The 12,704-nt window shown below is 67.9% G+C and carries 12 protein-coding genes; 6 read left to right on the top strand and 6 right to left on the bottom strand.

All coding sequences use genetic code 11. The features are described 5' to 3' along the window. Positions 1-8 precede the first annotated feature (8 nt). Positions 9-1,058: an LLM class flavin-dependent oxidoreductase gene (locus AB0876_RS29745; RefSeq protein WP_526043692.1), complete on the bottom strand. Its 1,050-nt coding sequence runs from the start codon at positions 1,056-1,058 to the stop codon at positions 9-11. Between the two features lie 13 nt (positions 1,059-1,071). Next, complete coding sequence (locus AB0876_RS29740) at positions 1,072-1,920, bottom strand: uracil-DNA glycosylase (RefSeq protein ID WP_491842311.1); 849 nt, start codon at positions 1,918-1,920, stop codon at positions 1,072-1,074. 69 nt (positions 1,921-1,989) lie between these two features. On the opposite strand from AB0876_RS29740, the gene tap reads away from it, so the two are divergent. Both tap and AB0876_RS29730 read left to right on the top strand, forming a co-directional pair. Further along, positions 1,990-3,219, top strand: a complete 1,230-nt coding sequence (gene tap, locus AB0876_RS29735; protein ID WP_526043691.1) for a multidrug efflux MFS transporter Tap — start codon at positions 1,990-1,992, stop codon at positions 3,217-3,219. A gap of 77 nt (positions 3,220-3,296) precedes the next feature. Then, positions 3,297-4,661 carry an FAD-binding oxidoreductase gene (locus AB0876_RS29730; protein WP_055116333.1) on the top strand — a complete coding sequence of 455 codons (1,365 nt, stop codon included), beginning with the start codon at positions 3,297-3,299 and terminating at the stop codon, positions 4,659-4,661. Between the two features lie 7 nt (positions 4,662-4,668). Here AB0876_RS29730 and AB0876_RS29725 read toward each other — a convergent pair whose 3' ends face one another. Then, complete coding sequence (locus tag AB0876_RS29725) at positions 4,669-5,544, bottom strand: rhomboid family intramembrane serine protease (RefSeq protein WP_491842308.1); 876 nt, start codon at positions 5,542-5,544, stop codon at positions 4,669-4,671. Positions 5,545-5,609: 65 nt separating this feature from the next. On the opposite strand from AB0876_RS29725, the gene AB0876_RS29720 reads away from it, so the two are divergent. Genes AB0876_RS29720 through AB0876_RS29710 form a run of 3 tightly spaced genes read left to right on the top strand, consistent with a single transcriptional unit; the run spans position 5,610 to position 8,320 of the window. Next, positions 5,610-6,848, top strand: coding sequence for a cytochrome P450 (locus tag AB0876_RS29720; RefSeq protein WP_526043690.1), 1,239 nt, complete (start codon positions 5,610-5,612; stop codon positions 6,846-6,848). Next, the gene (locus AB0876_RS29715) at positions 6,848-7,438 is read left to right on the top strand and encodes a TetR/AcrR family transcriptional regulator (RefSeq protein WP_491842306.1); all 591 of its coding nucleotides are present in this window, start codon (positions 6,848-6,850) and stop codon (positions 7,436-7,438) included. Before AB0876_RS29720 ends, AB0876_RS29715 begins: the two co-directional genes overlap by 1 nt. A 45-nt stretch (positions 7,439-7,483) precedes the next feature. Next, positions 7,484-8,320, top strand: a complete 837-nt coding sequence (locus tag AB0876_RS29710; protein WP_526043689.1) for a DUF5995 family protein — start codon at positions 7,484-7,486, stop codon at positions 8,318-8,320. Positions 8,321-8,327: 7 nt separating this feature from the next. Here AB0876_RS29710 and AB0876_RS29705 read toward each other — a convergent pair whose 3' ends face one another. From AB0876_RS29705 to AB0876_RS29695, 3 genes are read right to left on the bottom strand one after another with little or no spacing between them, the layout of a single operon-like run. Beyond that, positions 8,328-9,038: a siderophore-interacting protein gene (locus AB0876_RS29705; RefSeq protein ID WP_526043688.1), complete on the bottom strand. Its 711-nt coding sequence runs from the start codon at positions 9,036-9,038 to the stop codon at positions 8,328-8,330. Positions 9,039-9,089: 51 nt separating this feature from the next. Beyond that, the gene (locus tag AB0876_RS29700; RefSeq protein ID WP_526043687.1) at positions 9,090-10,259 is read right to left on the bottom strand and encodes an acyltransferase family protein; all 1,170 of its coding nucleotides are present in this window, start codon (positions 10,257-10,259) and stop codon (positions 9,090-9,092) included. Beyond that, entirely contained in the window at positions 10,256-12,031 is a 1,776-nt protein-coding gene (locus tag AB0876_RS29695; RefSeq protein ID WP_491842302.1) for a DEAD/DEAH box helicase, read from the bottom strand. Before AB0876_RS29695 ends, AB0876_RS29700 begins: the two co-directional genes overlap by 4 nt. A gap of 111 nt (positions 12,032-12,142) precedes the next feature. On the opposite strand from AB0876_RS29695, the gene AB0876_RS29690 reads away from it, so the two are divergent. After that, the gene (locus tag AB0876_RS29690) at positions 12,143-12,679 is read left to right on the top strand and encodes an LppP/LprE family lipoprotein (RefSeq protein ID WP_491842481.1); all 537 of its coding nucleotides are present in this window, start codon (positions 12,143-12,145) and stop codon (positions 12,677-12,679) included. Positions 12,680-12,704: the final 25 nt, after the last annotated feature.

Below are 12,704 nucleotides of genomic sequence, written 5' to 3'. Positions count from 1 at the left end.
AGCGGCGTCTAGAACAACTCCTTGGCCAGCAGTTCCAGGGTTGTGTCACGGGCAGTCGCGGTCGCCGGATCGGCGCCGCGGCGAGCCGAGCCCACGGGGTTGACCATCACCTCGTCGACGTCGAATTCCTCGGCCAAGGCCCGGACCTGCTCTGCCGCCTCGGTAGGTGAACCGACCACGGCGCGCGCAAGCCCGGAGGCCACAACGGCCTGCGCCTGCGGGGTCATGGTCGTCGCCTCGGCATCCTCGACGAGATCGAGGGCGCCGAGCGGCTGGCCGGTGCGGAGCCGGCCCATCATCTGCAACTGCGGGAGAAGCAGGGCCCTGGCCTCTTCGCTCGTCTCGGCCACCGAGGCGTTGACGGTCAGGAAGGTCACCGGCTCGGACGCCAGATCGCTGGGCTGGAACTCGTCGCGGTAGACGGCCAGCGCCTCGGCGGTGCCGTGCCCGGAGAAATGGTGGGCGAAGACGTACGGCAGCCCCTTGGCCGCGGCCAGGTGCGCTGAGTACATCGACGAGCCGAGCAGCCACATCCGCGGTTCGGTGACCGCGGCGGGCGTCGCCTTGAGCACGTAGTTCTCCCGCATCAGGTCGCGCGGCAACGGCACCCGGACACCGCGCGCACCCATCAAGGCCACCACGTCGTCGAGGTACTGCGGGAACGCTTCGATATCGCGATCGTCGCGCCCTGCCGCGCCACGCAAGGCCAGCGAGGTGACCGGGTCTGATCCCGGGGCCCGGCCGATGCCGAGGTCGATGCGGCCCGGATTGGCGGCCTCCAGCAGCGCGAACTGTTCGGCCACCGCCAGCGGTGCATGGTTGGGCAGCATCACCCCGCCAGACCCCAGCCGCAGCTGCGTGGTGTGTGCGGCGAGATGCGCGATCAGCACCGGCGGGCTGGTGGCGGCCACGGCGGGCATGTTGTGGTGCTCCGCGAGCCAGTAGCGGGTGTATCCGAGCCGGTCAGCGGTCTGCGCCAGGTGTGTCGTGGCCGTCAGGGCATCGGCGGTGGACTGGTCGGTGCGAACCGGGACGAGGTCGAGGACAGAAAGCCGCATGACAGCGTCAACGTCACGAGCGGCCCGGTTCGTTCCCGTCCGCCTCGGTCACCAGGTGCTCGGCTGTGACGAAGATGTCGTCGAGCATGGCAGGCGTGAGCCGGCCGGTGAAGGTGTTCTGCTGGCTGGGGTGGAAGCACCCGAGCAGCGTGATCGGGCCGTACGCCGAGGTCAGCGACGCCGTTGCACCGTGGCCGAACTTCGGGGCGGGTTTGGGGCGGTCCCCGATCAACTCCAGCGCCGCCCGCCAGGCAAAGCCTCCCAATGCGATGACCACGCGGACCGACGGTCCGGCCAGCCGCCATTCGGCCTGCAGCCATGGCGCGCAGGTGGCCCGCTCGGCCGGAGTGGGCGCGTTCGCCGGAGGAGCGCAGCGCACCGCGGCCGCCATCCGGGTGCCGGCCAACTGCAGGCCGTCGGCCGCGTCGACACTCTCGGCCTGGTTCGCCAATCCTGTCCGGTGCAGCGCGGCGAACAGGAAATCCCCCGAACGGTCGCCCGTGAACACGCGGCCGGTGCGGTTGGCGCCCTGCGCGGCCGGCGCCAGGCCGACGATGAAGATCCGCGGCTGCTCCGAACCGAACCCCGTCGCCGGCCGACCCCAATAAGGTTGATCGGCAAAGGATTTCCGCTTTGCGATCGCCACCTCTTCGCGCCAGGTGACCAATCTGGGGCAGGCCCGGCACACGGAGATCAGCGCGTCCAACTCGTCCATCGACCCGGCCCCGGCCGCCAGCCGCCGCACCTGCGCGGCGGTCTTCGCCACCGGAGTGGAAGGGGTGGCCGGATCACCGGGCCAGCCCGAGCCTGGCGGTACCGGGGACGTGAACAGTTCTCCGGTCCTTGGATGAGCGAGCTCCATCAACTCACTGTGCCCGAAATTCCGTCGCGACGGGTGCGGGCACGCTGCTAGATTCGGCCGCGATAGCCCATGACCGACACCAAGCGCGGCCCACTGCTGCTGATCCTGTTCGCCGCGCTGATGGCCGGGGCGGGCAATGGCATCACGATCGTCGCGTTCCCCTGGCTGGTGTTGCAGCGCAACGGTTCCGCGCTCGACGCATCGATCGTCGCGATGGCCGGCACCCTGCCGTTGCTGGTCGCCACGCTGATCGCCGGGGCCGCCGTGGACTATCTGGGCCGTCGACGGGTCTCGATGATCTCCGATCTCCTGTCGGCCCTGTCCGTGGCGGCGGTTCCGACGCTGGCCCTGACCTTCGGGGTGGACGCGGTGAATGTCGCGGTGCTGGCAGCTCTGGCCGGCCTGGGTGCCTTCTTCGATCCGGCCGGGATGACGGCCCGCGAGACCATGCTGCCCGAGGCCGCCGGCCCCGCGGGGTGGACGTTGGACCACGCCAACTCCGTGTACGAGGCGGTGTTCAACCTGGCCTACATCGTCGGCCCGGGCATCGGCGGCCTGTTGATCGCCACCCTCGGCGGGATCAACACCATGTGGGTGACCGCCGGGGCGTTCTGCTGTTCGATCCTGGCCATCTCGATCCTGCGGCTCGAAGGCGCGGGCACGCCGGACCGCTCCATGCTGACCGAAGGCGTCCTCGCGGGCATCGTCGAAGGGCTTCGATTCGTCTGGCACACACCGGTATTGCGCACCCTCGCGATCGTCGACCTGGTGGCCACCGGGCTGTACATGCCGATGGAGTCGGTTCTGTTCCCGAAATACTTCACCGACCGCAACGAGCCCACCGAGCTGGGCTGGGTGCTGATGGCGCTGAGCATCGGCGGGTTGCTGGGGGCGCTCGGCTACGCCGTGCTGTCCAAGTACATGAGCCGACGGGCCACCATGCTGACCGCGGTGATCACGCTCGGTGTGGCGATGACGGTCATCGCGTTCCTGCCGCCGCTTCCACTGATCCTGGTGCTGTGCGCGATCGTCGGGTTCGTCTACGGTCCGATCGCGCCCATCTACAACTACGTCATGCAGACCACCGCCCCGCAGCACCTGCGCGGCCGCGTGGTCGGCGTGATGGGTTCACTGGCCTACGCCGCCGGCCCGCTCGGGCTGATCCTGGCCGGGCCGCTGGCCGACGCCGCCGGCCTGCACGCGACGTTCCTGGCCCTGTCCCTGCCGATGCTGGTGCTGGGCCTCGTCGCGGTCTTCCTGCCGGCGCTGCGCGCCTTGGACTCCGCTCGTCAGCACTGACTCTGCGCCCACGGTGAGAAACTGCGGGTGATCAGCGCCCTCGCCGCAGAGTCAACGGTCCGAACTACGATTCCGGTGTGGAATCCGCGCTGTCGAAGTTGATCGCCGAACTGCCCGAGGGGGTCGTGGTCACCGACCCCGACATCCTGGCCTCCTACCGCCAGGACCGGGCAGCCGATCCAGCGGCAGGTACCCCGCTGGCGGTGGTTCGGCCGACCCGCACCGAGGAAGTCCAGACCGTGCTGCGCTGGGCCGGCGAGCACCGGGTGGCCGTCGTGCCACGCGGCGCGGGCACCGGCCTGTCCGGCGGAGCGACGGCACTCGACGGCGGCATCGTGCTGTCCACCGAGAAGATGCGCGACATCACCGTCGACCCGGTCACCCGCACCGCCGTCGTGCAGCCCGGACTGCTCAACGCCGAGGTGAAGAAAGCCGTTGCCGCACATGGACTGTGGTACCCGCCCGACCCGTCGTCGTTCGAGATCTGCAGCATCGGCGGCAATGTCGCCACCAACGCGGGCGGGCTGTGCTGCGTCAAGTACGGCGTGACCACCGACTACGTGCTGGGCCTCCAGGTGGTGCTGGCCGACGGAACCGCGGTACGCCTCGGCGGCCCACGGTTGAAAGACGTTGCAGGACTGAGCCTGACCAAACTGTTCGTCGGCAGCGAGGGCACCCTGGGCGTGGTCACCGAAGCAACACTCCGGTTGCTGCCACCCCAGCACGCGCCGTGCACCGTGGTGGCCACGTTCGATTCGGTGGAGGCCGCCTCGAATTCGGTCGTCAAGATCACCGGCAAGATCCGGCCGTCCATGCTGGAGTTCATGGACTCGGTGGCCATCAACGCTGTCGAGGACAAGCTGAAGATGGGCCTGGATCGCAACGCCGCGGCGATGATGGTGGCCGCCTCTGACGATCGCGGCGCCGCGGGTGCCGACGACGTGGCGTTCATGGCCGAGGTGTTCACCGAATGCGGTGCCACCGAGGTGTTTTCCACGTCTGACCCGGACGAGGGTGAAGCGTTCGTGGCAGCCCGCCGCTTCGCCATCCCGGCGGTGGAGGCCAAAGGGTCATTGTTGCTAGAGGATGTCGGGGTCCCGCTACCCGCGCTGGCCGAGTTGGTGACGGGGGTGGCGAAGATCGCCGACCAGCGGCAACTGCTCATCTCGGTGATCGCCCATGCCGGTGACGGGAACACCCATCCGCTGATCGTGTTCGACCCGTCCGACACGGATGAGGCGCAACGGGCCCAACTTGCCTTCGGCGAGATCATGGACCTTGCCGTCGGCCTCGGCGGCACCATCACCGGTGAGCACGGCGTGGGCCGGCTCAAACAGCCGTGGCTGGCCGGCCAGATCGGCCCGGACGCCGTGGAACTCAATCACCGGATCAAGCGGGCCCTGGACCCACACAACATCCTCAACCCGGGCGCAGCGATCTAGCCCGGACTCAGGCCGCTGCGAACATGGTCAGCAGATGGCTTGTGCGCCAGGCGATCAACGCAAGGAATACCAGTAGCACCGCCACCGAGACGCCGGCCTGGACGGCATTTCGACGCGCGCTCGGGGCATACACGTAGGCCGCAGCGATCCCCGCGCCGGTGATCAGGCCGCCGACGTGACCCTGCCAGCTGATCGCCCCGGTTCCCAGTGCGGGCCCGGCGAACGTGAACACCAGGTTGATGACGACGACCGCGGCGATCATCCGGACGTCGAGATTGAGTTTGCGGGCGACGACGAAGATCGCACCGAACAGACCGAAGATCGCCCCGGATGCGCCGGCGGTCGGGACGTTGACCGGCGTGAGCAGATACACCAACACCGAACCGCCCACGGCGCTCAGCGCATACAACGCCCCGAATCGCAGCCGGCCCAGCCACTGTTCGAGCGGCGGACCCACCACGTAGAGCGCCCACATGTTGAACAACAGGTGCATGAGGCCGTAGTGCAGAAAGGCCGAAGTCACGAGGCGGTAGTACTGGTCGTACGCCGCGATCCCAGGGGCCCACAACGTCAGCTCCTCGGTCACCCGGTCCCCCGAGGCCATCTGCAGCACGAACATCACGACATTCACCGCGATCAGCGCGTAGGTCAGGATCGGCGCCCCGCTACGGGCCACCCCGCCGAACTGCGTGCGCTCGGCCCGCACCGACCTGGCGCCCTCGTTGACGCACTCCACACATTGATGGCCGACGGCCGCCGAGCGCATGCACTCGGGGCAGACGGGACGCCCACAACGCGTGCAGCTCACATAGGTGGGACGGTCCGGATGCCGGTAACACGTCGGCGTCTGGGCAGGTAGCTGCGGCGTGCCAGGGGTGTTCATCACGCCCGAGCCTAATGCCGGTCCGACTATTGACACAGATGCCACGACTGTCGTACGAATAAGACATGGCAGCGACTTTGTCTCACAGCTCCGCCCGGTTCGTTCCCGCCGACGCCGACACCTGGCCCAATCCGTGGCCGATGTACGCCGCTCTGCGCGACCACGACCCGGTGCACCACGTCGTGCCCGAGGAGTCGCCGGAGCACGACTACTACGTGCTCTCCCGGCACGCCGACATCTGGGCGGCCGCACGGGACCACGAGACCTTCTCCTCGGCGCAGGGCCTGACGGTCACCTACGGAGAGCTGGACATGATCGGGCTGGCCGACAACCCGCCGTTCGTCATGCAGGACCCACCGGTGCACACCGAGTTCCGCAAGCTGGTCTCGCGCGGGTTCACCCCGCGCCAGGTGGAAGCGGTGGAACCCAAGGTGCGGGAATTCGTCATCGAGCGCCTCGAGGGGTTGCGCTCGAATGGCGGCGGGGATATCGCCGCCGAGTTGTTCAAGCCGCTGCCCTCGATGGTCGTCGCGCACTACCTCGGGGTGCCCGAGGCCGACCGGGACCAGTTCGACGGCTGGACCGACGCCATCGTCGCGGCCAACAGCTCGGCCGGCGGTATCACGGCGGCGATGGGCACCGCCGGCGCTGCAGTGGCCTCGATGATGGGCTACTTCTCCGAGCTCATCGAACGTCGCCGCCGCGAGCCCGGCGACGACACGATCTCGCACCTGGTAGCCGCGGGTGTCGGCGCCGACGGCGACATCGCCGGCGTGCTGTCGATCCTGGCCTTCACGTTCACCATGGTCACCGGCGGTAACGACACCACCACCGGAATGTTGGGCGGCGCAGTGCAACTTCTACAGCAGCGGCCTGATCAGCGTCAACTTCTGATCGACGACCCCGAGCTGATCCCGGAAGCGGTCGACGAGTTCCTGCGGCTGACCTCCCCGGTGCAGGGCCTGGCCCGCACCACCACCCGCGACGTCACCATCGGCGACACCACCATCCCGGCCGGGCGCAAGACGCTGCTGCTGTACGGCTCGGGCAACCGCGACGAGCGTGAATTCGGCGACAACGCAGCCGAACTCGATGTGCGACGCGCGCCGCGCAACATCCTGACCTTCAGTCACGGTGCGCACTTCTGCCTGGGCGCGGCCGCCGCCCGGATGCAGTCCCGGGTGGCACTGACCGAATTGCTCTCGCGCTACCCCGATTTCGAGGTCGATCTGGATTCGGTGACCTGGGCCGGCGGCAGCTATGTGCGACGGCCGTTCTCCGTGCCGTTCCGAGCCGGGGCCTGATGCCCCGCGACTGGTTGTCGGCCCGGCGGTCCGAAGTGGCCGCCGACCACATCCTCGACGCCGCCGACTCGCTGTTCACCCAGCAGAACGCGGCGACCGTCGGTATGCACGAGATCGCCGCCGCCGCAGGTTGTTCCCGCGCCACGCTGTACCGCTATTTCGAGAACCGCGAGGCGCTCTACACCGCCTACGTGCACCGCGAGGCACGTCGACTGTACGAAGAGGTCAGCGAACAGGTGGCCACGGTCACCGATCCGGCGCAACGCCTGATCGAGGGCGTGATCACCGCGCTGCGGGCGGTGCGTGTCAGCCCGGCACTGTCGTCGTGGTTCGCCACCGCTCAACCGCCGATCGGCGGCGAGATGGCCGAACACTCCGAGGTGATCCGCGCGTTGGTGGAAGGCTTCGTGCGTTCGCTTGCCGGCGAAACGGGGCAGAGCGACGACGCCGTGGGCCGCCGCGCCAGATGGCTGGTGCGCGTCATGGTGTCGCTGCTGGTCTTCCCCGGCGTCGACGAGGCGGACGAGCGGACCATGCTGGCCGAGTTCGTCGCCCCGCTGGTGATCCCGGCAAAGCTGCGCGCACAGTAGCCAATTGCCGGGCGCGCAGGGCGAACCTGCCCCATACTTTCGAGTATGGCCAGCCACCCGACGCCACTGCCGCCGCTCCCGGCGGTCACCAGCATTGCCGAGGTTGTCTCGGTCATCGACACGGTCACCGACTGGGCCGTGGAAACATCAAGTCGCCTGGGCTATTTCGCCGCCCTGTACAAGCGGATCACCATCGCCGTAGGTACCGCGGTCGAGGCCGGCGCATTCGAGGACGGTCCGCGGATGGACCGGCTCGACTCGGCGTTCGCACAGCGCTACTTCGATGCGCTCAACGGCTACTTCCACCCGGACCGGTACCCGAAACCCACCCGGTCCTGGCGGGCCAGCTTCGAGTGGGCCGACAAACCCGCACCGATCCTGGTGCAGCACATGCTCGCCGGCGTCACCGCCCACATCGTCCTGGACCTCGGCATCGCGGTGCAGGGTCTCGTGGGCGCGGGCCGGCTGCCTTCGCTGCACAAGGATTTCGACACCATCAACGCAGTGCTGGCGAGCCAGATCGCCGGGGTGGTCAACGACATCAACGAGCTGTCACCGGCACTGGCCGACATCTATGCCGTGCTCCAACAGCATCAGATCTTCGTCCTGAACGAGGCGATCCGCTCCCTGCGTGACAGCGCATGGCGGTTCGCCACGGTGCTGGCGTTGGAACCCGGATTCGCCCGGCCACCGACGATCTGGGCACGAGACCTGCAGGTGAGCCGGCAGGCGCAGGCGGTGTTCGACCCACCCAGCCTGGTCGGCGCCTTCGATCTGGCGATCAAGGAGATCGCCGCGCGCGAGAGTCGCGATGTGGCCCACAATGTTCGGGTGCTCGACCAGATCGCCGAGACGCCCGCACCGATCCAGACGGCGTTGTAAAGCGGCGTCAGGCCACCCAGTAGGCCTGCGCCTTGATGGACTTGCGCGGGATCCCGTACTCCTCGCGGAAGACCCGTGCCACGGCCCGGGTGGTGCGGTTGTTGCATGCGACCCAACCGAAATGGTCCGAGGCGTCGAAGGCCGATGCGCTGACGGTCGCCAGCAGATCCTCTTCCGCCCGGTCCACCCAGATGATCTCCGCGCCGCCGGTGACCGGGAGCTCGCGGTCGTCGTCGTACCCGGCCTCCAGGAAGACCCAGGCCGGGGTATCCCCGATCGCGTCCAGCAGTGAGTTGATGGCCGGAAGCGACGCGGTGTCACCGACGATCACATAGCCGGCCGGTGCCGGCTCGGGCAGCGTGAAGTTGCTGCCGAGGACCGTCACGTCCAGGACGTCGCCAGGCTGGGCCGCACGGGCCCAGCGGGTGGCGATGCCGTCGTGCATGGCGAAATCGATGTCCACGGTGCCGGCCTGCGGATCGGCGTTGACCAGGGTGTAGCCCCGCTGATGGGCTTTGCCGTCGTCGGGAAACCAACCCCGCACCCACATCGTCGGGTGTACCCGGTGTTCGGCGAGCAGTTTTTCCGCGCGGAAGTGAAGCCGGAGGTAGTTCGGCGTGAGCTCGGTTCGGCCCGAGACCGTCAGCTCGTAGTCACCGCCCCGCCAGAGTTTGACCAGGGCTCCCTCGAGCCCGCGCGACGCCTTCTGCTCGGCCATACGTACCTCCCGTGAACCACTTTGTTAGGTAAGCGTACCCTAACTAAAAGATCAGGAGCGGACGCGCGTGAACCGGTGCAGCAACCACGCGGCCGGGATGGTGAACACCATCGTGAGCACGAACAGGTTGAACATCGACCCTGTGTAGACCGGATCGCGCATCACCTCGACCATCACCAACTCCATGATCATCAGGTGGATCAGGAAGATCTCATAGGAGATCTCACCGAGGAAGACCATCGGGCGCGACGCCAGGAACCGGCTGTACCAACCGCGGTCGCCCAGGGCCGGCGGCGCCACCAGCAGAGCCGCGATCACCGCATAGAAGAACGTCTTGACCAACGCCTCGCTCAACTTGGCCGGCGAGGTGGTGGGCTCCCCCGCCAGCGGCGTCGACGCGATGAAGTAACACACCACCGCCAACGGCACGCACACCATGCCATAGCCCCGCACCTTGAGCTGGCTCAGCACGGTCAGCGCCATACCCGCCACGAACCAGGCCATGTATGTGGGCAGCCACAACCGCGCACCGTCGGGCAGGCCCGTGGAATCGTGCACGATCGTCAGCCACAGCGGCGAGACCGCGGCCAGCACCGCCAGGCCGAAGAACAACAACCCCGGCCGCCAGCGCCGTCGGCACAACACCACCAGCAGCAGATAGGCGACCAGCGGCAACACGACGTAGAACGCCGCCTCCACCGCCAGGCTCCACATCTGGGTCAACCCCTGATGCAGATAGGAGAACAGGTAGTTGTCGGTATAGATCTGGGACAGCGTCAGATTGCGGAACAGGCCCATCCACGTGTGGCCGGGATTCGGTCCCGCAGTACGGAAGTGGTAGAGCAGGTAAGCGATCAGCACCGTGACCACGTAGGCCGGCATGATCCGTCGCACCCGGTGCCAGGCGTAGCGCCGCACCGACGGCGCGCGTCCCTCCGTCGCAGCAGCCTTCACCCAACGCCGGAACAGCAGGAAACCACTGAGCACGAAGAAGATCGGCACACCGATCTCGGCCCGCGAATACACCAGCCCGAGATAGCCCTGCCCGTACTTGCCGGTGGTGTACGCCGCGTGCGTCAGCACCACCAGAATGGCGGCCACCGCCCGGATTCCGGTCAGCGACGCCACCCGCGTGGACCCAGAAGCGCCGGAGACCACCGTGTCTACCGACTCGAGACCACCCTGATCCGACGGCCCCTCCACGCTTCTGGAGACCGTCACTTGCTCTTCCGGTGCGGCTTCCCCGAGCGGTCTTTGTTCTCGGATCGGCCCTTGTACTCCGAACGGCCCTTGTATTCGCGGCGCGGCCCGCGGTCACCCCGGTCGGCGCGCTCACCATGCTCCCGCTCCAGATTGATGAGCATGCCCGAGATCCGGGTGTTCTCCAGGGCTTTGAGCGTCTTGCTCGGCAGCTTCTCCGGCAGTTCCACCAGCGAGTAGTCGCCGCGGATGGTGATGTGGCCGAACTCGTTGCGGTGCAGGCCGCCCTCGTTGGCGATCGCGCCGACGATGTGGCCGGGGCCCACCTTGTGGCGCTTGCCCACCGAGATCCGGTAGGTCGCAAGGCCTTCGCGCGGCGGACGTTCCTTGCGCGGGGACCGCTCGCCCCGATCGTCCCGATCGCGGTCGCGCTCCCGCCGCTTCTCCGGCGGAGGCTCGGTCATCAGGAACTCTTCGCCGTTGCGTGACTGCAGTGCCAGCGCCGCGGCGATATCGGCCATCGGCACGTCGTTCTCGCGCTCGTAGTCCTCGATCAGCCTGCGGAACAGTTCGAGGCCGTCGCCGTTGAGCGAGTCGGTGATCGAGTCGCGGAACTTGGCCACGCGCTGCGCGTTGACGTCGTCGACACTGGGCAGCTCGGCCTCGATGACCTTCGACCGGGTGTGCTTCTCGATCGACTTGAGCAGGTGCCGTTCGCGCGGGGTGACGAACAACAGGGCGTGCCCCGAGCGGCCGGCCCGGCCGGTGCGGCCGATGCGGTGCACGTACGACTCGGTGTCATGCGGGATGTCGTAGTTGACGACATGGGAGATGCGCTCGACGTCCAGACCGCGCGCGGCGACATCGGTGGCGACCAGGATGTCGATCGTGCCGTCCTTGAGCGCGGTGATGGTGCGTTCGCGCTGGGCCTGGTTGATGTCACCGTTGATGGCGGCAGCGGCGAAACCGCGGGCCTTGAGCCGCTCGGCGACCTCCTCGGTGGCCTGCTTGGTGCGGACGAACACGATCATCGCGTCGCCCTCTTCGACCTCGAGCACCCGCGTCAGCGCATCCAGCTTGCGCGCACCCGCCACCTGGATGAACCGCTGGGTGATGTTCTCGGCGGTGGCGGTCTTGGCCTTGACCGTGACCTCGACCGGATCGTGCAGGTACTTGGTGGTGATCTTGCGGATGGCCGGCGGCATGGTGGCCGAGAACAGCGCCACCTGCTTGTACTCCGGGGTGTCGGCGAGGATCCGCTCGACCTCTTCGGCGAAGCCCATCGTGAGCATCTCGTCGGCCTCGTCGAGCACCAGGTAGTCCAGGTTGGACAGATCCAGCGTGCCGCGCTCGAGGTGGTCGATCACGCGGCCCGGGGTGCCCACCACCACCTGGGCGCCGCGGCGCAGTCCGGACAGCTGGACGGTGTAGGACGCACCGCCGTAGATCGGCAGCACGTTGATCTGGGGCAGGTGCGCGCCGTAGCGGCCGAACGCCTCGGCGACCTGCAGGGCCAGCTCACGGGTCGGTGCCAGCACCAGCGCCTGGGTGTTGCGGCTCGTGGTGTCGATCTTGGACAGGATCGGGATGGCGAAGGCAGCCGTCTTGCCGGTGCCGGTCTGAGCCAGCCCAACCACGTCGGAGCCGGCGAGCATCGCCGGAATGGTCGCGGCCTGGATCGCCGAAGGCGACTCGTAGCCGACATCAGTAACAGCCTTCAACACCGCAGGGTCGATCTGCAGGTCGGCAAACGTTGGGGCGGTATCCCCCGAATCCGGGTCTGGCGAGGTCATCGGTTCAGAAGTCTAGTGCCAATCGGCCGGATTCCCGGCCGCGCGCCTGCACAACCCCGCAGCGGGGTCACGGTAGGTTGCCCAACTGTGAAACGGGTCGCAGTGTTCGCCATGGCCCCCGGGGTCGTCGTGGCGGCCGTGCTCACGCTCGCGGGGTGCGGATCGGGGGATTCAACGGTCTCGAAAACCCCCGAGGCCAGCGCCAATCCGGCACCGGCCCCGGCGTCGAAACCGGCCCCCAAGGCCGCCCCCACACCGGCGGCGCCGCAGACCGACCCGTGCTCGGTCAACCTGGCCGCCCCCGAGATCGCGAAGGCCGTCTCCGAATTACCCCGTGACCCGCGCAGCAACCAGGCCTGGAGCCCCGAGCCGGTGGCGGGCAACTACAACGAGTGCGCTCAGCTGTCGGCGGTGATCGTCAAAGCCAACACCAACTCCGAACACCCCAACACCCGGGCCGTGCTGTTCCACCTCGGCAAGTTCATCCCGACCGGCGTGCCCGACACCTACGGCTTCAACGCCATCGACAAGACGGCCAGCACCGGTGACACCGTGGCGCTGCAATACTCCGGCGGATTCCACGGACTGGCCAGCACCGTGAAGTTCCGCTGGAACGGCGGCGGCGTGGAGTTGATGGGCAACACCTAGCCTCCGGCCCGATGTCGGTGCGCTC

Origin of the sequence: Mycobacterium sp. NPDC049093, assembly GCF_040704635.1 — a bacterium.
In the GTDB taxonomy this organism is placed as follows: domain Bacteria; phylum Actinomycetota; class Actinomycetes; order Mycobacteriales; family Mycobacteriaceae; genus Mycobacterium.
Note: the sequence above shows the minus strand (reverse complement) of the source record. Positions and strands in the feature narration are given on the sequence as shown.

What these genes read in the sequence shown, in the direction of transcription:
- AB0876_RS29715 (WP_491842306.1), top strand. Translation starts at nt 6,848, where the DNA reads ATGCCCCGCGACTGGTTGTCGGCCCGGCGGTCCGAAGTGGCCGCCGAC.
- AB0876_RS29720 (WP_526043690.1), top strand. Translation starts at nt 5,610, where the DNA reads ATGGCAGCGACTTTGTCTCACAGCTCCGCCCGGTTCGTTCCCGCCGAC.
- AB0876_RS29695 (WP_491842302.1), bottom strand. Translation starts at nt 12,031, where the DNA reads ATGACCTCGCCAGACCCGGATTCGGGGGATACCGCCCCAACGTTTGCC.
- tap (WP_526043691.1), top strand. Translation starts at nt 1,990, where the DNA reads ATGACCGACACCAAGCGCGGCCCACTGCTGCTGATCCTGTTCGCCGCG.
- AB0876_RS29690 (WP_491842481.1), top strand. Translation starts at nt 12,143, where the DNA reads ATGGCCCCCGGGGTCGTCGTGGCGGCCGTGCTCACGCTCGCGGGGTGC.
- AB0876_RS29705 (WP_526043688.1), bottom strand. Translation starts at nt 9,038, where the DNA reads ATGGCCGAGCAGAAGGCGTCGCGCGGGCTCGAGGGAGCCCTGGTCAAA.
- AB0876_RS29725 (WP_491842308.1), bottom strand. Translation starts at nt 5,544, where the DNA reads ATGAACACCCCTGGCACGCCGCAGCTACCTGCCCAGACGCCGACGTGT.
- AB0876_RS29745 (WP_526043692.1), bottom strand. Translation starts at nt 1,058, where the DNA reads ATGCGGCTTTCTGTCCTCGACCTCGTCCCGGTTCGCACCGACCAGTCC.
- AB0876_RS29710 (WP_526043689.1), top strand. Translation starts at nt 7,484, where the DNA reads ATGGCCAGCCACCCGACGCCACTGCCGCCGCTCCCGGCGGTCACCAGC.
- AB0876_RS29740 (WP_491842311.1), bottom strand. Translation starts at nt 1,920, where the DNA reads ATGGAGCTCGCTCATCCAAGGACCGGAGAACTGTTCACGTCCCCGGTA.